At 43.3% G+C, this 20,018-nt stretch carries 16 protein-coding genes and 1 tRNA gene; 13 read left to right on the forward strand and 4 right to left on the reverse strand.

Annotated features, from left to right (window positions below):
- Window positions 1–297 precede the first annotated feature (297 nt).
- The 5 genes from trmB to guaA all read left to right on the forward strand — a co-directional run bounded on the left by trmB (window position 298) and on the right by guaA (window position 8,499).
- On the forward strand, window positions 298–963 hold the full coding sequence (trmB, locus tag LJE12_RS11120) for a tRNA (guanosine(46)-N7)-methyltransferase TrmB (RefSeq protein WP_118330485.1): 666 nt from the start codon (window positions 298–300) through the stop codon (window positions 961–963).
- A 424-nt stretch (window positions 964–1,387) separates the two neighbouring features.
- Window positions 1,388–1,460, forward strand: a tRNA-Lys gene (locus tag LJE12_RS11125).
- A gap of 530 nt (window positions 1,461–1,990) precedes the next feature.
- Window positions 1,991–3,391, forward strand: coding sequence for a phospholipase D-like domain-containing protein (locus LJE12_RS11130; RefSeq protein ID WP_118593208.1), 1,401 nt, complete (start codon window positions 1,991–1,993; stop codon window positions 3,389–3,391).
- A gap of 221 nt (window positions 3,392–3,612) precedes the next feature.
- Window positions 3,613–6,006: a glycoside hydrolase family 31 protein gene (locus LJE12_RS11135; protein WP_227226963.1), complete on the forward strand. Its 2,394-nt coding sequence runs from the start codon at window positions 3,613–3,615 to the stop codon at window positions 6,004–6,006.
- 915 nt (window positions 6,007–6,921) lie between these two features.
- Window positions 6,922–8,499, forward strand: a complete 1,578-nt coding sequence (gene guaA, locus LJE12_RS11140; protein WP_008705330.1) for a glutamine-hydrolyzing GMP synthase — start codon at window positions 6,922–6,924, stop codon at window positions 8,497–8,499.
- 77 nt (window positions 8,500–8,576) lie between these two features.
- On the opposite strand, the gene LJE12_RS11145 is transcribed toward guaA, so the two are convergent.
- The 3 genes from LJE12_RS11145 to LJE12_RS11155 all read right to left on the reverse strand — a co-directional run bounded on the left by LJE12_RS11145 (window position 8,577) and on the right by LJE12_RS11155 (window position 10,686).
- Window positions 8,577–9,758 carry a site-specific integrase gene (locus LJE12_RS11145; protein WP_005333347.1) on the reverse strand — a complete coding sequence of 394 codons (1,182 nt, stop codon included), beginning with the start codon at window positions 9,756–9,758 and terminating at the stop codon, window positions 8,577–8,579.
- 34 nt (window positions 9,759–9,792) lie between these two features.
- Entirely contained in the window at window positions 9,793–9,987 is a 195-nt protein-coding gene (locus LJE12_RS11150) for a DUF3173 domain-containing protein (protein WP_005333349.1), read from the reverse strand.
- 381 nt (window positions 9,988–10,368) lie between these two features.
- Entirely contained in the window at window positions 10,369–10,686 is a 318-nt protein-coding gene (locus LJE12_RS11155) for a helix-turn-helix domain-containing protein (RefSeq protein WP_005333350.1), read from the reverse strand.
- A 191-nt stretch (window positions 10,687–10,877) separates the two neighbouring features.
- Here LJE12_RS11155 and LJE12_RS11160 point away from each other — a divergent pair, with 191 nt between their 5' ends.
- From LJE12_RS11160 to LJE12_RS11195, 8 genes are all read left to right on the forward strand, one after another.
- Window positions 10,878–11,066 (forward strand): 2-ketoisovalerate ferredoxin oxidoreductase, encoded by a 189-nt coding sequence (locus LJE12_RS11160; RefSeq protein ID WP_425458801.1) that lies wholly within the window; start codon window positions 10,878–10,880, stop codon window positions 11,064–11,066.
- Window positions 11,067–11,464: 398 nt separating this feature from the next.
- Window positions 11,465–12,604 carry a hypothetical protein gene (locus LJE12_RS11165; protein ID WP_005333353.1) on the forward strand — a complete coding sequence of 380 codons (1,140 nt, stop codon included), beginning with the start codon at window positions 11,465–11,467 and terminating at the stop codon, window positions 12,602–12,604.
- Window positions 12,598–13,656 carry a YqaJ viral recombinase family nuclease gene (locus LJE12_RS11170; protein WP_005333354.1) on the forward strand — a complete coding sequence of 353 codons (1,059 nt, stop codon included), beginning with the start codon at window positions 12,598–12,600 and terminating at the stop codon, window positions 13,654–13,656. Before LJE12_RS11165 ends, LJE12_RS11170 begins: the two co-directional genes overlap by 7 nt.
- A 51-nt stretch (window positions 13,657–13,707) precedes the next feature.
- Window positions 13,708–15,945, forward strand: coding sequence for an SF1B family DNA helicase RecD2 (gene recD2, locus LJE12_RS11175; RefSeq protein ID WP_005333356.1), 2,238 nt, complete (start codon window positions 13,708–13,710; stop codon window positions 15,943–15,945).
- Between the two features lie 83 nt (window positions 15,946–16,028).
- A complete protein-coding gene (locus LJE12_RS11180) occupies window positions 16,029–16,976 on the forward strand; it encodes a hypothetical protein (protein ID WP_117887979.1) in 948 nt (315 codons plus the stop codon).
- A 54-nt stretch (window positions 16,977–17,030) separates the two neighbouring features.
- A complete protein-coding gene (locus LJE12_RS11185) occupies window positions 17,031–18,251 on the forward strand; it encodes a CHC2 zinc finger domain-containing protein (protein ID WP_119246869.1) in 1,221 nt (406 codons plus the stop codon).
- Complete coding sequence (gene srtB, locus LJE12_RS11190) at window positions 18,248–19,030, forward strand: class B sortase (RefSeq protein ID WP_117887981.1); 783 nt, start codon at window positions 18,248–18,250, stop codon at window positions 19,028–19,030. The genes LJE12_RS11185 and srtB overlap by 4 nt, the downstream gene beginning before the upstream one ends.
- A 62-nt stretch (window positions 19,031–19,092) precedes the next feature.
- A complete protein-coding gene (locus LJE12_RS11195; RefSeq protein WP_020436703.1) occupies window positions 19,093–19,509 on the forward strand; it encodes a hypothetical protein in 417 nt (138 codons plus the stop codon).
- Window positions 19,510–19,682: 173 nt separating this feature from the next.
- On the opposite strand, the gene LJE12_RS11200 is transcribed toward LJE12_RS11195, so the two are convergent.
- Window positions 19,683–20,018 (reverse strand): hypothetical protein (locus LJE12_RS11200; protein WP_331466142.1); only part of this gene is annotated, 336 nt, incomplete at its 5' end.

The following is a 20,018-nucleotide window of genomic DNA, read 5'->3' on the forward strand; positions in this document are numbered from 1 at the left end:
TCCTTGATTGTCAAAATTTTACAAAAAATTCAGATTTACTATGCGAAAAATAGTAATATCTGTTAGATATCATACACCCTTTTATAAAAAAAAACCATCTAAATTTTTTCTGAAAGGAAAAAATTGTTATTTTTTAGACAAGTTAAAGAAATCTCCTGTAAATATCTGTCCGGGATGTAATTGACGTTAGGAGTATGGTATGGTAGTTTATTGGTGGCAGGAAATTGCACGCACATCTTGCGTAAAGCATTTTTCAAACACGCTCTGGAGATATAAGAAAAGGAACAGGAGATTTTTATGAGATTAAGAAATATTCCGGGAGCTCAGGATGCAATTCTGGAGAGCCCTTATGTGGTGCAGGAGCCACAGACAAAGAAAGGACACTGGGGGGAGGTTTTCGCGAAAAAGCAGCCTCTTCATATTGAAGTAGGGATGGGAAAAGGAAGATTTCTTATGGATCTGGCCCGGCTGCATCCGGATATCAATTATATAGGAATCGAGATGTATGACAGCGTTCTTCTTCGCGCATTGCAGAAGAGGGAGGAACTAGAGGAGAATGGAGAGGTTTATTCTAATTTATTTTTTATGAGAGTGGATGCCAGACTTCTGCCGGAAATCTTTGAGAAAGGTGAAGTGGATAAGATTTATCTGAACTTTTCCGATCCATGGCCAAAAGCCCGCCATGCAAAACGTCGCCTGACATCCAGAGAATTCCTGGCACGTTACGACCAGATTCTGGTTCAGGATGGAAAAGTGGAATTTAAGACAGATAATAAGGAACTGTTTGAATTTTCCCTGGAAGAAGTGGAGGAAGCCGGATGGAATCTGGAAGCTTTTACCTTTGATCTGCATCATAATGAAGAGATGGTACAGGGAAATGTTATGACAGAATATGAAGAGAAATTTTCTTCTATGGGAAATCCAATCTGTAAGATGGTGATTTCCAGAGAGTGTCACAGATAAAGAAGCAGAGCAATCATCTGGTTTATGGCAATTCCATAGTGAAGTGGATTGCGATTATTCATTTGACTATCTATTGTGGCTGGCAGTGCATATTATAGTATAAGAAAATTTCGGGGTGCTTCGCGCCCCGAAGGAGTCAGCCAGTGAAACGAAAAAGTTCTTTCCATAATAAGATGCTACAATTCCGCTATGAACACAAAAACTTTGATAATACCTTCAACCGCCTGCGGAAATCCGCAGAAGAGGTCAATAAAACACTTAACAAAATGTCCCAAAACGACGAAAAAAAGGAAAAATAAATGAAATAGAAAAAAATCTGATTTTTTTTGAAAAAACCTATTGACATTTAAACGACTATTATATATAATATCACTTGCGTTGAGGGTGATGCAAAACTTCAACACAAAGAAAAACAAAAGAATATGCGCTTTTAGCTCAGTTGGTAGAGCACCTGACTCTTAATCAGGGTGTCCAGGGTTCGAACCCCTGAAGGCGCACTAAGAACACTGTTTTTGCGGACAAAGCGATTGCCGCGGGGACGGTGTTTTTTATGTTTTACGGGAAAGTGAAAAATAAAGGTGTCTGGGAAATAGAAAGAAATGAAGTATTTACGCCCCTGCGGAGAAAGTTCCACAAGGGCGTAAAAGTATTTTATGCTGCTGACAGCGCTTGAAGAACACAGGGTCAAGCTGGTAAATATCTTCATGCAGGAGAGAAGACTGCTGTGCAAGATGCAGATAAACTCTCTTTATAACCAGTCATCACACTTTATACAAACCATCCTGATAACATTGAAATCCCTCCCTGTTGGAAAGAGTTGATGACATTGAATTTTTATAAGTCGGAAACATATAAGACATTGCAAGAAAAAGAAAAGGGTTTGTGAAAAGATTTTAACGCTTTTCGTATCAAAAGATGCACTACGGCTTCTGATTATGTTATACTCTATACTCAGTGTATTGTCGAAAGAAGAGGAATAAGTCAAATATCTGGGTTCCGGTCTGGTCAAAGGAGGTTACGGTATCGAATGAAAAAAATACTAAAAAGAACAGGAAAAATATTTTGCCTTTTCCTGCTGATCGTGGTGCTGGTAAATATACTTTCACCTCTTTTTTGCAGGAAACCGGACGAAACATATGTGGAAAGTCTGAGAAAGACAGAATTTACATCAGAGACAGCAGGCGTAGAAAGGATTTGCTGCATTGACGATAATGAAGAGGCACTTTTGTGGAGGCTTCGTATGATTGGCACTGCGAAGGAGAGCATTGTACTGTCTACCTTTGACTTACGCGCGGATGATAATGGCACTAAAATTCTTGCCGCATTGAATTGCGCTGCGGCAAGAGGTGTGAAGATTCAGTTATTGATCGATGGAATTTATCAGCAACTGTTTCTGGCTGGAAGCAGCGATTTCCAGGCTCTGGCATCATATGAGAATGTGGAAGTGGGAGTTTACAATCCGGTGACACCGGTCAATCTGTTTAAGGTGAATTATCGCATGCATGATAAATATCTGATCGTGGATGAGAAAATGTATCTGCTGGGCGGACGCAACAGCAATGATATCTTTCTGGGGGATCAGACAAAAGGCATTAATGAAGACAGAGATATCCTGGTGTATGATACATCAGAAGGACAGGGAGAGTCTCTGAACCAGCTTGAGGATTATTTCCATAAAATATGGAAGGAAAGCTGTGTGAGCATTAAAAACGGCAAACAATCTTCCAGATATACGGATGCATGCCGGCACATGGAAGAAATTTACATATCTCTGCTGAAAAGGTACAATGATATAGAAACCTACAGTGCATGGGAAAAGGATACGATAGAAGCAAACAAGATCACTCTGATCAATAATGGAATTGAGGCGGGACGAAAAACACCGCAGGTTCTCCAGACAATTCAGTATCTTACTGAAAATGCAGATCATGTAATAATACAGACTCCTTATGTGATCTGTAATGGTTACATGTATGATGTATTGCAGGGGATTTCAGATCATGCAAAGCTTCAGATCGTGCTGAATGCAGTGGAAAAAGGCTCTAATCCATGGGGCTGTACAGATTATCTTAATCAGAAAAAGAAAATTCTGGAAACAGGGGCAGATGTGTATGAACTGATGAATGATTATCCGGTTCATACAAAAGCTGTGCTGATAAATGACCGTCTGTCAGTAGTAGGTTCCTATAATCTGGATATGCGAAGTACTTATCTGGATACGGAACTGATGCTGGTAATTGACAGCGAAAAACTGAATCAGCAGATTCACGAAACAGAATCAGATTATATGGAAAAAAGCAAAGAGGTACTTGCAAACGGTCAGGAAACCGAAGGCGCAAAGTACCAGGGGAAAGTGTTGAATCGGAAAAAGAAGTTATACTACGGCGTGCTCAGGATTATCATTCGTCCTCTTCGGCAGCTGCTTTAGAGTGTGTTTGGAAAATCATTCCCAAAATCTCCTGCAAATTGTGACGCACATCTTGCGTAAAGCATCTTTCAGACACGTTCTAGAAAATAATATCACAAGTATATGTCATATAAATGTTCAGTAGCTGAAAAAAGGCGTTGTCAATCAGACTGCAGAAGATTAAAATAGACATAAAAGCAGCTGTTACAACTGTTGTTGATGTAAAAGGAGGAAAAGCTTTTATGAACTTAAAGAAATTTGTGCTGGAAGGTAATCCTGTATGCAGAAAGGAAGCTGTGATCGTGGGCGATCATTTCAGGATTACAATGCTGACAACTGCCCTGATCCGTTTTGAGTACAGCGAAGACGGAGCATTTGAGGACAGAGCAACACAGATGGTATGCAATCGTGATTTCCCGGTGCCGGAATTCAGGGTGAGCGATGGCGGTGAGGAATTACATATTTACACCAAAGACCTGGAAATCCACTATGACAGGCAGAAATTTTCTCCAAGCGGTCTGATGATACGTGTAGCGGGTGGAAAAGCCAGCGAGCGCGTGTGGCATTATGGTGATGAACCAAAAGATCTGCTGGGAACAGCCAGAACCCTGGATGAAGCAGACGGTGAGATTCCGCTGAGTCATGGAATTATGTCCAGAAACGGTTTTTCAGTGCTGGATGATTCCCACACAATGGCTATGGGCGAAGATGGAATGGTAGAGCCACGTCAGGGAAACAGAGCAGACTTTTATTTCTTTGGATATGGTCACAGATATGTGGAATGTCTGCAGGATTTTTACAGATTATGTGGAAAAACACCTCTGCTTCCAAGATATACGTTCGGAAACTGGTGGAGCAGATATCACAAATACACAGAGACAGAGTACAAAGAACTGGTAGAGCGTTTTGAGAAAGAAGAAGTGCCGTTTTCTGTTGCAGTTGTAGATATGGACTGGCATCTGGTAGAGGATGTACCTCCTGTATATGGAAGCGGATGGACAGGATATACCTGGAATAAGAAGTTTTTCCCCAATCCGCCTGAATTTATGGACTGGCTGCACAAACATGGATATAAGATCACACTGAACGTACATCCGGCAGATGGAGTGCGTGCTTATGAAGAAGCCTATCCGAGAGTTGCAGAGAAGATGGGAATTGATCCTGCAAGTAAGGAACCGGTACTTTTTGATATGACAGATCCGAAATTCATTGAGACATATTTTGAGGAACTGCATCATCCGATGGAAGAAGAGGGAGTAGACTTCTGGTGGCTTGACTGGCAGCAGGGAACTGTAACCAAGGTTCCGGGACTGGATCCGCTCTGGATGCTGAACCACTATCACTATCTGGACAGCAAGTGGAAAGGAAAACGTGCGCTGACTTTCTCAAGATATGCAGGACCCGGAAGCCACAGATACCCGGTTGGTTTTTCAGGTGATACGGTCATTACCTGGGAAAGTCTGAAATTCCAGCCATATTTCACAGCAAATGCCAGCAACATCGGTTTTGGATGGTGGAGTCATGATATCGGTGGACATATGTTTGGATACAGAGACGACGAGCTCACTGCAAGGTGGGTACAGCTTGGAGTCTTTTCACCAATGAATCGTCTGCACAGCACAGATAACCCGTTTAATGGAAAAGAACCGTGGAAATACAACCAGATTGTAGAAACAGTAATGAAGAATTTCCTGAAACTGCGTCATAAGCTAGTTCCGTATCTTTACACCATGAACCGTCGTGCAAGCAGAGCGGGACTGCCGCTAGTACAGCCGATGTATTATCTGGAGCCGGAGCGTGAGGAAACCTATGAAGTACCGAACAACTATTATTTCGGCACAGAGATGATGGTATCTCCAATCACAGATAAGCTGGATCCGGTAACAGGACTTGCAGGCGCAAAGACATGGATTCCGCAGGGAATCTGGTATGATTTCTTTAACGGAAGAGCATATAAGGGCGGCAGAAAAGTGGATCTCTGGAGAGATATTTATGAGATGCCGGTACTTGTGCGTGAAGGCAGCATCATTCCACTGAAGGACATGGAAGGATATGATAATTCCACTGAGAATCCTGAGAAACTGGAAGTACTTGTATATCCTGGAGAATCAGGAGAATTTGTACTCTGGGAAGACGGTGGGGACACACCGGAAGACCTGGATGAGAATTGGGTATCCACCAGAATGACGAAGACTGCAGATGAGAATGGAACAGTATTTATTGTAGAAGCTGCACAGGGAAATACAGCAGTGATCCCGCAGAAACGTTCCTGGAAGATCCGCTTCTGCAACATTCAAGACAAACCGCAGGAGGTTACTGTAAACGGACAGGCATATAAGGATGCAGAGTTCGCAGAGGATGAGAAACTTCATGGAACAATAGTGATCTTGAAGGATGTGCCGGCAGATGCACAGGTGAAGATTACTTTTGCGGCAGATGCAGCTGTTTATCAGAGAGACTATGCAGAAGAGGTCTATGAGATTCTGGAAAAAGCACAGATTACCTATGCACAGAAGACAGACGTTTATAAAGTAGTGAAAGAGTTGGGCACAGAGGCAGTGCCTGTTCTGGTATCCATGAATTTGAATCCGTCATTGCTTGGGGTACTGATGGAGATTCTTACAATGGGAATTTAACCGAATCAAGTAAGTGTGCCAACAAGTTGATTTCTCGAACAATCTTGCGTCTAAATTTCTTATTTCCGCGTTGTCGTCGGTCGCCGTAGCCACCGCTACGCCTCCTTCCTCCGCCTTGAAATAAGAAAATTTATCCTGCAAGATTGTTTCAAGAATCAACTTATCGGCACACTAGTTCTCTGCGGTAACACAAAAATCCCGCTCACAGTTGTGTCTTACTGTGAGCGGGATTTCACATTTTAAAAGAAGGAGTGCCGGATCTTGCGATCCGGCAAGTATGAAAAAGAAAAAGTTTTATTATAAATAAAGCGTTTGCTTTATTTGCTTATTAATATACAGGGAAAATGTGTGCAAAATGTGATGGACTGTTGAAGAAATTGTGATTAAATTCTAAAAAACTTATAAAAAAGAAAAAAAGACCTGCAAAGGTCTGTAAAAAGAAGGAGGGCCGGACCTTGCGGCCCGGCATAAGTATGAAAAAGAAAAAAGTTAAAAATCTATGTGAAAAAGCATTTGCAACCTGTTTGTAAAGCATTTGCTTTATTTGCTTATTAATATACAGGGAATTTGTGAGCAAAATGTGATGGACTGTTGAAAAAAACGTGATTAAATTCTAAAAAACTTATAAACTGGAAGGAAGATTACTGTTCACACACCACTATCCCGCGAGGTGTTTTGGCATGAATATGCCAAAATCCCGAGACATACAAGCCAAAATTCCATTGCCGCAGGCAATCTGGAATGAATTTTGGCTACGTTACTATGAACGGAGTGAACAATAACGTAGGAAGAAAACACAAGGTGGAAAACTGAAAATAAGCATTGTAAAAATCCGAACTGTAATTTATAATAAAATTCAATGGTAACGGTTCAATATCTTTACAGTTACAAATAATGAGAAACAAGGAGGAAAACATGAAAAGAGAAACAGTCGTCGTACTGGATTTCGGCGGTCAGTACAATCAGCTGGTTGCCAGACGTGTGAGAGAATGTAACGTATACTGCGAAATCTATTCATACAAGACCGATCTTGAGAAAATCAAGGCAATGAATCCTAAGGGAATCATCCTTACCGGTGGTCCGAACAGCTGCTATGAGGCAGATTCACCTACATGCAATAAAGAATTATTTGAGCTTGGTATTCCTGTTCTGGGACTTTGCTATGGTGCACAGCTTATGATGCATGTTCTGGGCGGAAAAGTTGAGAAAGCAGATGTGAGCGAATATGGAAAGACAGAGGTTCTGGTAGATAAGACAGATTCCAAAATCTTCAAAGACGTATCTGATAAAACAATCTGCTGGATGAGCCATACAGATTACATTTCTCAGGTTGCACCAGGATTTGAGATTGCTGCTCACACAGCAGACTGTCCGGTAGCAACTGCACAGAATGAGGAGAAGAAGCTGTATGCGATCCAGTTCCATCCGGAAGTGCTTCATACAGTAGAAGGAAAGAAGATGCTTTCCAACTTCGTACTTGGTGTATGCGGATGTGCCGGAGACTGGAAAATGGATGCCTTTGTTGAGCACACTATCAGAGAAATCCGCGAGAAGGTCGGGGATGGAAAAGTTCTTCTTGCCCTGTCAGGTGGTGTTGACTCTTCCGTTGCAGCAGGACTTCTTTCCAGAGCAATCGGTAAGCAGCTTACCTGTGTATTTGTAGATCATGGTCTTCTTCGTAAAGATGAGGGAGATGAGGTTGAGGGTGTATTCGGACCAAACGGTCAGTTTGACCTGAACTTTATTCGCGTCAATGCACAGCAGAGATATTATGACAAGCTGGCAGGTGTTACAGAGCCTGAAGCAAAACGTAAGATCATCGGTGAAGAATTTATCCGTATTTTTGAAGAAGAGGCCAAGAAGATTGGTGCGGTAGATTTCCTGGCACAGGGAACTATTTATCCGGACGTTGTAGAGAGTGGTCTGGGCGGAGAGTCCGCAGTGATCAAATCTCACCACAATGTAGGCGGACTTCCGGATTTCGTTGATTTTAAAGAAATCATTGAACCGCTCCGTGACCTTTTTAAGGATGAGGTTCGTAAAGCAGGTCTGGAGCTTGGAATTCCGGAGAGACTGGTATTCCGTCAGCCATTCCCAGGACCAGGACTTGGAATCCGTATTATCGGTGAAGTTACTGCAGAGAAGGTTCGTATTGTACAGGATGCAGATTTCATTTATCGTGAAGAGGTAGACAATGCTGCAGCTGAGTATAAGAAAGAACATGGTGAAGATCCTTCATGGATGCCGAACCAGTACTTTGCAGCACTGACAAATATGCGAAGTGTAGGCGTTATGGGTGACTTCAGAACTTATGATTACGCTGTAGCGCTCCGCGCAGTGAAGACCATCGACTTCATGACAGCTGAATCTGCTGAGATTCCGTATGCAGTACTGAATAAGGTTATGAACCGCATTATTAACGAAGTTAAAGGCGTTAACCGCGTATTCTACGACCTGACCAGCAAGCCGCCGGGTACGATTGAGTTTGAATAGTTGACGCTGGGCTACAAAGCCCGTAACCACGGGGCTTTGCGGCTTTGGGTGTTTGAAATTGCATTATCATTGCATTTTTATATTTCTTTGTGATACATTGCAGTATGCTGATTACTGGTATAATTAGCAATACTTTGAGAAGCTGACTGGTAGCTGAGAACCCCGGTCAGCTTCTTTGCAATCTCAATATTGGTGTTTGGATACAGATGACCATAAGTTCCTAGTGTCGTCTGTATTTTTTCATGTCCAAGACGCTCTTTAATCAGCAGTGGATTTTCGCCCATGCTGATAAGCAGGGAAGCATGCGAATGTCTCAGGGCATGAATTTTGATTCTGTGGACACCAGCTAAATTTGCCAATTTCTCTAATGCTCTTGGAAGCGTTGTTTTGCTGGTGGGTGTACTGTTATAACTCAGTACGAATCCACAATTTGGTAAAACCTTTGCCTGGACCGCCTTCCATTCTTGTAATTCCTTGATGGTATCAGCATCAATATAAATGGTACGGTTGCTTGCCTGCGTCTTAGGTTCAACGAATTTGTAGTCATTCATTGTTTTATAGTACAGTGTTTTACTAATAATCAGCATACCTGTTTCAAAATCAATATCATCCCACTGTAAGGCGGCAGCCTCTCCAATACGCATTCCAGTCATAAATAAAAGCCAGAACGAGATGAAGAGATAGTGCTCGTAGTAGTCACCTTTGTACAGCAGGGATATTACCTTCTGAAACTCCTCCAAAGTCCAGAAGTCGATCTTTACTTTTTTAGATTTGATATTGCCGATCATGCGGGCAGGATTCTTCTTTGCAAGTCCGAGGATAATCGCCCGGTCAAAAGCTAAACATAACATTCCCTGAACAATGCGTACATAGTTTGGACTGAATTGTTTTGCCAACTTGAGCTGCCAGGTCTGTACATTTATCGCTTCTATTTCGGACACTTTCTTCTTGTAGAAATAGGCAAAGTGTTTTTGAATGGTCGAGTAACGATTCTTGTAGGTACTTTCTTTCACCTGAGTTTTGTACCACGGAAGATAGATTTCTTCAATAAACTTTTTGAAGGTAATGTCTTCCTTCTTATCAGCTAATTCTTCCGTTGATGCAAGAATCAATTTGGAATACTCGGCACGGGCTTCTTTTTTTGTTGAGAATCCGCTGCGGTATTTTTGAATCTGTTTTCCGGTTACAGGATGATATCCGAGGTTGGCTCGAAAATAATAAGTGCCGTTTTCTGCTTTTTTAATTGGATCTTTTGCCATGATTTCACTCCTTACTAAAATGCAAAAAGCACGATCATTCTTGCTTATCGGGCAAAGTAATCCCTAATAATTCTTCAACGGCTTCTTTTGGAACCCTGTCTAATTTTCTGGATTGATAATAGGTATGCCCCTTTTCTACCATAAGTTCCTTTGCTTTTTTGATAATATCAGCAGCAAAGGAAGGACCGTAGCCTAATTCAATCAAATCCCTTTTTGTTACAGTTATCATGAATCTCCTTTCCACAGACAGGGAATCAACTTGATACCTGTCTATTATTATATCAAATTTTGAGTAAAAGTTCTCTAATAAAAGCGCTATAAGCTAAAATCCCAAAAGTCTATGTTATTCTTTCAGAAGCCAGTTCCTATGCCCGTTCCGGCCACGTAAAACGGTGTTACTTTGTAACTATTAAGCTGCAGGCGTGCGAAGATGCAAACTATCTGCAGTCACCTATATCAATCTCCCGAAAGATTTCTTTTGTTTTCAAGGTACGGCGAATGGATATATTACCCATTCAATTAAGGAATAGGGGGCTTTTCTTTAAGATTGAAAAATTTTAAGAAAAAATGATAAAAATAAAAGCTGCCTTGATTTGGCAGCCACGGAAATCTATTTGCGTTTTAGAGCCAGACGATTCAGCATGGAAATGAGCGCAAGCATATCCTCGTCATCGAGTTGTTTCATCAGATCAGTTGCTTTGTCAATCAGAGGAAGATTGTGCAGCTCTGAATCGAAGAACTGTTGAGGAGTGACTTCCAGATAGTCACAGATATCCAGAAAGCTCTGCATGGTAGGCAGAGAACGTCCGGAAGTGAGGGACTGGATGTAGCTTTTATTTTTGCCAAGATCCAGACTCATCTGATATTCAGATACATTTTTCTTTAAACGCAGTTCGCTGATGCGTTCTCCAATAAAGTTTTTATCCATACATTTACACCTCTCTTCCACATTTTAAACTATTTACTTACAGCAAATTACGGAATAAAATAGAGATATATTTGAAATATAGTGATTATTCCGTAATATAACCGTAATTTACTAAAATGATACAAAAAAGAAATTATGGATGATAGAAAATGGATTTTGGGGTATGATGATAGCAAAGGAAGTGGATGTCTGTGCGGATTATAGGAAATGAGCAGGAAATTGAATGGGCGAAGGAAGCACTGCGGAATCAATGTAACGATTGTCCCTACTTGGACTGCTGTAATGAAAAGGCGAAAGAGGAGTCAAAGCAGTGTGGAACGGTTCGGTTTGGCTGCCGGGAGTATCTGAAAGAGAAGATTGAATTCGTAGTAGAAAAATAGATGTAGTATTTTGAACAAATATAAACACCATATATAGTATAAGCCTGAATTGACATGAGGAATATCTTGTGCTAGTATACTGATATAGTTTATTTTATGCACACCCTTTTTGGGGAGTTTCGGGATTCATAAGAATCTCCAAACTTACAGGAAACAGCAGGAGCTGATTCCTGGCATAAGTAGTTTATGTTTGTAGTGAGTGTCACGGTATGCCTTTTTTGGCTGCGTGGCACTTTTGTTTTTTCAGGAAGAAACCAGACTTTTAAGAATGAACAGAGAAAAGACTCTCTTTTCATTCTTTTTTTGTGCTTACATTTAGGTTTCGGCATAGTTGCATGCCACAACCAGCTTCGGCTGTTGATGGATAAATATTATTTTAAGAAAGGTGGAATAAGAACATGAATGAAGCAAGAGTGTATGCAGATGGATTTGAGAGATCCTTTGCAGAAGTAAAAGATCTGCTGGAGTTTCTGGCAGAGAGAGGAAGAAATGCCAAATGGATCAGAAAGCCAACGAATACGTTACGGCTGGCACCACTGGAAAAGGAGGCTCAAAATCTGGATGCGGCAGATGCATCCATGGAAGAAATTTTGGAGGATACAGAGAAGAATACGCAGCTTGTACTGAAAATGAGAGGAGAATCCTATCCGGTACGTGACTGTGCCATCCGCACCATTTTAAGCCGCGCAGGTGTCAATGGAGACGGGCTTCGCAAGCTGGATAAGGCAACATATGCGAAGGTAGTCAATTACTGCCTGCGGGTTGCAAAAGGGGATGCCCTGATTAAGATTGCGGACGGAAAGGTTTCCGCAGTACATGGCGGGGATAAACATGATTATTGCATCCTTGATATGAAAGCCATGTTTGAGACAACCTGCGAATATCTGAATCTGAATTTCAAAGGCAGTGTTTACATGGAGGGCTCTGGTATCTATGACCATTCCATTGTATCTGCCATGTGGAAGCTCGGAGGAAGTCAGGAACTTCTGGATACTTACCGAAAAGCACTGGATGCACACGGAATGGATGAGAAGATCCTGTCACCGGCACTTCGTTTTACCACATCTGACGTGGCAGCGAGCGGTGCAAATCTGTATCCGATGCTTTTGACAGACGGACCAAACGGCGTTATCAGTCTGGGAAGTCCAATCAAGCTGGCTCACGATAAAGGGGCAACGATTCTGGACTTCCGGAAAAATCTGGAGCAGGTATGCGCCCGCTATGTGGATGCGATGAAGAATCTTACTCAGCTTATGGACATTGAGATCCGTAATCCGGTGAACTGCCTGAAGCTGCTGATGAAGGAACTTGGCATTAAACAGAAGATCCGGAATGAGGTGGTGGAGCTATTTGTATCCCAGAACGGGGAAGGTGCCTGTACGGCACATGATCTTTATTATGCCATGAATGAAGCCTCCTTTTTTGCAGCCTGTGAAGGAATGTCCGGACAGGGCATCCTGAAGCTGGAGGAGGATATTACGAAGGCGCTTATAAAAGACTGGAAAAAATATGACGTTTATGGAGCAGTCAAATGTTAGGAGGAATTGGAATGAATAACAAAGCAGAGTATACACCGGAAAAGGTTGTGGATATCAGTAACCTGTCAAGAGAAGACTGGTTGGAATACCGCAAAAAAGGAATCGGCGGCAGTGATGTAGCGGCAATCATGGGGATCTCTCCATTTGCCACTATCCGGGATCTGTTTTACAACAAAACAGGTGTGCAGCCGGTCATTCAGGAGGAAGAGGAAAGCAACTGGGTTGCCAAGGAAGTCGGACACCGGCTGGAAGATCTGGTGGCAGAAATCTTTTCCAAAAAGACCGGACTGGAAGTATTTCCGGTACGTGTCATGTTCCGGCATCCATTATATCCGTTCATGCTTGCAGATGTGGATTTTTTTGTTCGTATGCCGGATGGGACATTTGCGATTCTGGAATGTAAAACCTGCAATTATAATGCGAAAGATAAGTGGGCTGATGAGGGTATTCCAGCTCATTATGTGCTGCAGGTAAGGCATTATCTGTCTGTGATGAATATGCAGAAAGCCTTTATCGCATGCCTGTATGGAAATAACGAGAATGAGTTTGTGTATCGCACCATTGAGCGTGATCTGATTGAGGAAGAAGACATCATTGATCAGGAAACGTATTTCTGGCAGGAACATGTATTGAAAAATGTAGTACCGCCGCATAACGGGAATTCCGATCTGGTTCTGGCAAATATCCGTAATTATGGTGGTTTTGCAGACAAATCTATTCCGGAAATTGTGCTTTCCGGTCTGGAATCAAAAAATCTTGAGAAGTATCTTACCCTTTCGGAGGAAAAGTCACAGTTGGAAAAACGGAAAAAGGAAATCGAAGCAGAACAGCGGGCAATCAGTGTTCCTTTTGTGGAACAGCTGGGGCAGGGCTGCAAGGCAGTGCTGGAGGACGGTACGAACCGTTACCGTATTACCTATAATCCGACCAGACGTACTTCGGTTGGGAAAGACCAGATGGAGAAGCTGAAAAACCAGCATCCGGATATCTATGAGGAATATACAAAAACAACGGAGAGCCGTACTTTCCGAATTAAGAAGGAGGCGGCGTAATGAGAAAACCAAATGAACGGATGCGGATAAAAAGCTGGAGGGATATAAACAATGAGGTGCAGATTTAAACATAAGATTTTCCAGAATGAGGAGAATGGGTATACGATTGCCATATTCACCACACAGGATACGTCTGTCCCCCTGTCAGCCAGAGACAAATATCTGGCATCCCGGAATATCATCGGCTTCTCAGCGATTGGATTCGGTCTTCCGCTTACAGACGAGATTGAGCTTGAGATGGAAGGCAGATGGGAGAGCGGAGAGCATGGAACTCAGTATCAGGTGGAAAATTTCATGGAGGTTGTACCACGGACAAAGGAGGGTATCTTAGGATACCTTTCTTCCGGTGCAATCAAAGGTATCGGTCCCAAGATGGCAGATACTATTTTCCGGAAGTTTGGGCTTCAGACACTGGAAATCATGGAAAACAACCCGCAGGAACTCTTGAAGATCCGTGGAATTTCCGAGAAGAAGCTGGCTGCTATTGTGGAGTCCTATGGAAAAAACCAGGTGTTCCGGGAACTGATGACGTTTCTGGCGCCTTTTAAGGTAACACCCAAAAAAGTGAATATGATTCTGAAGAAATTCGGAAATGAATCGGTGGATATTATCCGGCACCGCCCTTACATGCTGAGTGCAGTCAAAGGCTTTGGGTTTCTGACTGTGGATGCGATCGGAAGACAGTGCTGCTGTGCACTCAATGATCCCATGCGGATATCCGGGTGCATCGGACATATCATGAATCAGGCAATGAAAGAAGGACATCTGTTTAAGCAGCGTCAGGAGGTTATCAGGGAAGCACTGGAAATGCTGAACCGGGATCTGCAGGTCATGGCAGTATCGGAGCAGGATGTCAGTCAGGTGCTTTACCGGCTGGTGCTGCAAAAAAGCATTGTTGTGGAGGAAGAACGGATCTATTCTATCCGGCAGTATGAAGAAGAAACACAGACCGCTTCCATGATAGCCAGACGGCTTTTGGAGAAGCCGGTTTTGCTGTCCATTGAACCGGAGCTGGAAAAGGCACAGAAGACACTGGGGATCACGCTGTCAGAAACACAGAAACAGGCAGTGCGGATGGTGTTTGCACATCCCATCAGTATTATTACCGGAGGTCCCGGAACCGGAAAGACAACGGTTCTCAAGGTGATTCTCTATATCCATCAGGCGTTATGCAGGTCAGAGGTACAGCTTATGGCTCCGACCGGACGTGCGGCAAGACGTATGGTGGAGAGTACCGGCTGTGAAAATGCATCCACGATGCATCTGGCCCTGGGGCTTTTGGGAGATGATACGGATTTTGAACCGGATTTTGAGTACCTGTCTGCCGGATTTCTAAATGTAGATGAGGTGTCCATGGTGGACATGCATCTTGCCTATGAATTTTTCCGGCGGGTTAGCAGACATGCCAGAGTCCTTTTAGTCGGGGATAAGAACCAGCTTCCATCCGTAGGAGCCGGGGATGTGTTCCGGCAACTGATTGCCTGCGGGCTGATTCCGGTCACGGTACTGGATCTGGTTTACCGGCAGGGCGCTTTGAGCAGCATACCTTATAATGCAAAACTGATGCAGGAGAATAAGACTAATCTGAGCTTTGGGGAGGATTTTCAGTTCATTGCCTGTAAAGGAGCAGATGAAGCGGCAGAGATTGTCCGGAGGATTTATCTGGACGAGATTGCAAAAAACGGCATGGATCAGGTACAGATCCTGACTCCGTATCGGAAACGCAGTGCTGCCGGAGTGGATGAATTGAACAAATCTCTGGAGGATTTTGTAAATCCGCCAATCGCAGGGAAGAAGGAACTGCATATCGGCAGTCAGGTGTTCCGGGTTGGCGATAAGATTTTACAGAATAAAAATACCGAGATGGCGAGTAACGGCGATCTGGGCAGGATACTGGACTGTATCACGGATGAGGATGGAAATGCCAGGGCAGTGATCGGATTCCCGGATGGGCGGCAGGTGCAATATGAAGCTGACCAGATGGAAATGATCGAACATGCTAACGCAACAACCATCCATAAGGCACAGGGTTCCGAATGTCCGGTTGTCATCATCCCTTGGGTAAAAGCCTTTTATATGATGCTGAAGCGCAATATTCTCTATACCGGAGTGACCAGAGCGAAAAGCAAGGTTTATCTGGTAGGGGAATGGGCTGCAGTCTGTCAGGCAATCCATACGGATGACAGCGGGACAAGGAACACCATTCTGAGTGAGCGGATCGTACAGTATTACGATCAGTATCAGAGTGAACAGAAACCGGAAATGGAGCAGTTAAAACTTGTTGTTTAAAAATATTTTTCAATTTTTGAAATAAGCGGACTATTACTCTTATATAGGGGAACGTCTGCTTTTCTAAATGAAAGGAGCAGAGAATGAAAGAATTATTGTATAAGAAATCAGAGGCAGTTGCCGCTTTAAACCGTGTGGATGGCTTCCATCCGATGGAACTGGCAAGAAAGATTGGAGAAGAAGGGCAGGAGGAGCAGCTTTATCTGGATGTGAAATACCGGAAGCTCTGGTTTCGTCTGGTCAATCCTGCAGGAAAGATCATCAGCCGAATTATCACTTTCACAGAGAATATGGCAGTTGTGGAAGCACGTATCTATCTGGATAAATGTGATCAGGAAGACAATTATGTAGCCAATTCCTTTTCACAGAAATTCCGGAGCGATGATCCGAAGTTTGGAGACAAATTTCTGGAAATGGCGGAAACAGCAGCCGTAGGAAGGGCATTATCGGATGCTGGATATGGTGTGCAGTTTGCGGATGTGGGAGAGGAAAATGATCCTGCACAGGTAGATGCCGGAATTCCATATCAGAATCCACAGATGCCGGATTCAGATGCCATGGCAAATGCTGCCATGTCGGATTCGGGTGTCATGCCAAAGGCGGCTATGCCAAATTATGGAGAGATGCCAGGCCAGTCGGAATATGCAGGTCAGCAGATGATGAATCAGTTCTATCAGCAGGCACAGGCGGCGGGAAGCACCATTTACCATGGCAGTGGACAAATGCCTGGCTACGGTTCCGCTCCGGCTGCCTCTACGCCGCCAAAGACCGGACAGATGCTGCAGGGAGCATTACAGAATCTGGATACGTCCCTTCCGGTAGAAGAACTGATGAAACACATGAACTATGAAATGGCAGTCGGGACTGTGATTCCGGGAAAGGGAAAATACGGCGGAAAGACCATGGGACAGGTGGCAGTTGAAAGCCCGTCAACGATCCAGTGGTTTGCCGAGCAATATTCCGGACCGAACAATCTGGTTCCGGCGGCAGCAAAGGTAATTTTACAAAAAGCAATGCCGATGGCTGGTTAAGGAAGAACCCCGCAGAGAGCTTTTTTCTGTGGGGGAAAGGAGGAAGAGACCGGGATGTATTATGATATGTCTGGGTTTGATTATGGAATACTGGATGTGGTGCAGGTGCTGCATCTCAGAAAGCGGCGGGGAAACTATTATGACTGCCCGTTTTGTGGAGAGACGCATGGAAAACTCAATATCAATGTGGAAAAGAATGTATTCCGGTGCAACCGCTGTGATGCGTCCGGGGGGATGCTGAAGCTTTATGCGGATTTGCACAATGTTACACTCTCCGAAGCAAATCAGCAGATCCGGGAAGCATTAGGAAAAGGAGAATACCGGACGGATTATATCAAAGCAACGCCGGTACAGGAAGAAAAGGCAACGGCAGAGCTTGCACCCATAGAGGAAATCCATCGGACGTATCAGAGAATGCTGTCCATGCTCACGCTTAACAGGAAGCATCAGGAGGATCTGCAAAGACGGGGATTAAAACCGGAACAGATCGAAGCACAGCGTTACCGGAGTGTCCCGCTGTTTGGAATGAAGAAGCTGGTCAAAAGGCTGGCAGAAGAAGGATATAGGGTGAAAGGCGTGCCGGGATTCTACCGGGATACAGACGGAAACTGGACGATTAACTTCAAAGCAGAAAACTCAGGAATCCTGATTCCCATAGTTTCTTTGGACGGGTTCATCCAGGGTTTTCAGATCCGGGTAGATCATGTGACTGACACGAAAAAATATATCTGGCTGTCCAGTGTCAATTATGACCAGGGAGTTTCCTCTGGAAGTCCGGTACATGTCATCGGTGATCTTCATGCTGAACGAGTCTATTTGACAGAAGGGGCGTTAAAAGGAACTATCGCCCATTATCTATCCAGTGCGACCTTTGTATGTGTTGCCGGAGTGAATCAGTATCGGAATTTAAAACCAGTGCTGGAACGGATGAAAGGTTATGGGATGAAACAGCTTTTGGAGGCGTATGACATGGATAAGAAGATGAAAGTAGCCTGTAATCATCATGACAGTAAGTGTGCGGTCTGTTTTGAGCGTTCCCCTGTTATCTGCCAGCATAAGGCGGAGAAACGGAGGATTATCCAGAACGGTTGCAATAAGGTCTATGAAATCTGCCGGGAGCTTTCCCTGCCGATGAACCGGATGGTCTGGGATATGGACGAGAGCGGGGAGTGGAACGGGAAACACAAGGGGATTGATGACTATTTAGCCGCCATCAAACAGAAGGAAGGAGCCGGGGCACAGACTTCGGCTCTTCCGAAAGGAGAACAATCATGAGAAAAAAAGGAAATACGGTTCTTGCAGGACTCATTATCTGCCTGTTGCTTGTTTTTCTCGCAGCGGCAGGAAAACTCTTTGGTGCTTATCTGAAGTATCAGAAAGGGGACGTAAGTTACGAGAAACTGCAGGAATATGTTCAGGAACCAGAGGAAGAAGAATCACCGGAGCCTGAGAAAGAAAAGGAGGAACCTAAGAATAGGTATCTGGAAATTGATTTTGCAGGTTTAAAAGCGGTTAATCCGGATGTCATAGCGTGGATTCAGATTCCGGCACTGGATATCAGTTATCCAGTGGTACAGGGGAAAGATAATGCATATTATCTTCATCACCTTTTTTCGGGAGAATCCAATATCAACGGGAGCATCTTTGTGGACTGCCATAATCAGCCGGACTTTACGGATCAGAATACGATCGTGTACGGGCATAATATGAAAAACGGGAGCATGTTCGGAACTCTGGATAAGTATCAAGACAAAGAGCTATTTGAACAACATCCGGAGTTTTATCTCTATTTGCCGGACAAGATCCTCAAGTATCGTATCTTTTCCTGCTATGCGGGAAGAACCGGAAGTGAGGGATATAGGTATCATTTCCCGGAAGCGGAAGATTTTCAGACGTTTCTGGATACGGTGTCTTCTTATAGGGATTATGATACCGGCACCGAGCTGTCGGCAACGGATCGGATAGTTACGCTGTCTACCTGTGTCAATTCCAGACGGAATTATCGCTATCTGGTACATGGAAAATTAAGCAGTGAGATCATCACAGAGGAATAAAAGAATCGTGCTGGTGTGAGAAGAAATTTCTTATGCCAGCTTTTATTATGGGAGGAAATGTAATGGGAACAGCATTGGTTATGGAACATGCAAACGCACTGGCACAGATGATAGTCAGTGAAAAGGACAAGTTATTTGATGAAAGAGTGGAGGCTCTTGTAAAACTTTATAGAAGGGCGGAATTTTATCTGAAGCAGGGATTTCTGGAGAGCATCGTCTGCGAGTTCCATCGGAAGAAAGTGGAAATGATTATGCAGGCGGAAACAAAAGGAGAGATTACGGAAATACTGAAGTTATCAAAACCGCATTTTGACGGGAAAAAATTTGTCTATACCTCTCCGTATGCTGTGGAAGAGGAAGAGCTTCTCCTTTGGTCTCTGACATCACTGCAAGGTCCACTCCGGGATGAAGGGTATCGAAGATATCGGGAATTATTTGAGAAGTGCCTGCCGGAGATGGCAGAAAAGATTCCGGCGTAGAACAATGGCATAACAAAGGAACGAAAAAACTATCTTTTATTTTACTGTAATTTCACTCTTTATTGAATCTGCAATACTTTACAAAGTTTTTTACGGAAAAATGCTTCGGATTAATATACTTAACACCAGTATCTATCAGCTTAAATTTTGAATAACCAAACACCAGTGTTTCATTATTCACAAAAATCGTCATCTATCCAGAAAGCAGGTAAAATATGTTCACAATAATCAGAGTATTTTCTGCATTCAATACATTCTTCATCTAAAGAATCTACGCCGACATAATGAATATGATAATCTACAGTATCGTTTACAAATCTTTCAAGGAAGATGTTCAAAACAAAGGCTACTCTATCATCACAATAAACATAACCAATTAAATTCTTATGAATGATACAGTAAACGAGATAAACACAGCGTGTATCAACGATGCAGTTGAAATTGTATCCAGATTGAGACTGTGAGAAAAAGTCTGTAAATAAGATTCTTCTATGATATGCAAGGGTGGC

The organism is Blautia sp. DFI.6.71 (assembly GCF_020593585.1).
Taxonomy (GTDB): Bacteria; Bacillota; Clostridia; order Lachnospirales; family Lachnospiraceae; genus Blautia_A; species Blautia_A wexlerae.

Bases quoted from the DNA above. Each gene is read 5' to 3' on its own strand.
- trmB (WP_118330485.1), top strand. From the start codon at position 298: ATGAGATTAAGAAATATTCCGGGAGCTCAGGATGCAATTCTGGAGAGC.
- LJE12_RS11130 (WP_118593208.1), top strand. From the start codon at position 1,991: ATGAAAAAAATACTAAAAAGAACAGGAAAAATATTTTGCCTTTTCCTG.
- LJE12_RS11135 (WP_227226963.1), top strand. From the start codon at position 3,613: ATGAACTTAAAGAAATTTGTGCTGGAAGGTAATCCTGTATGCAGAAAG.
- guaA (WP_008705330.1), top strand. From the start codon at position 6,922: ATGAAAAGAGAAACAGTCGTCGTACTGGATTTCGGCGGTCAGTACAAT.
- LJE12_RS11145 (WP_005333347.1), bottom strand. From the start codon at position 9,758: ATGGCAAAAGATCCAATTAAAAAAGCAGAAAACGGCACTTATTATTTT.
- LJE12_RS11150 (WP_005333349.1), bottom strand. From the start codon at position 9,987: ATGATAACTGTAACAAAAAGGGATTTGATTGAATTAGGCTACGGTCCT.
- LJE12_RS11155 (WP_005333350.1), bottom strand. From the start codon at position 10,686: ATGGATAAAAACTTTATTGGAGAACGCATCAGCGAACTGCGTTTAAAG.
- LJE12_RS11165 (WP_005333353.1), top strand. From the start codon at position 11,465: ATGAATGAAGCAAGAGTGTATGCAGATGGATTTGAGAGATCCTTTGCA.
- LJE12_RS11170 (WP_005333354.1), top strand. From the start codon at position 12,598: ATGTTAGGAGGAATTGGAATGAATAACAAAGCAGAGTATACACCGGAA.
- recD2 (WP_005333356.1), top strand. From the start codon at position 13,708: ATGAGGTGCAGATTTAAACATAAGATTTTCCAGAATGAGGAGAATGGG.
- LJE12_RS11180 (WP_117887979.1), top strand. From the start codon at position 16,029: ATGAAAGAATTATTGTATAAGAAATCAGAGGCAGTTGCCGCTTTAAAC.
- LJE12_RS11185 (WP_119246869.1), top strand. From the start codon at position 17,031: ATGTATTATGATATGTCTGGGTTTGATTATGGAATACTGGATGTGGTG.
- srtB (WP_117887981.1), top strand. From the start codon at position 18,248: ATGAGAAAAAAAGGAAATACGGTTCTTGCAGGACTCATTATCTGCCTG.
- LJE12_RS11195 (WP_020436703.1), top strand. From the start codon at position 19,093: ATGGGAACAGCATTGGTTATGGAACATGCAAACGCACTGGCACAGATG.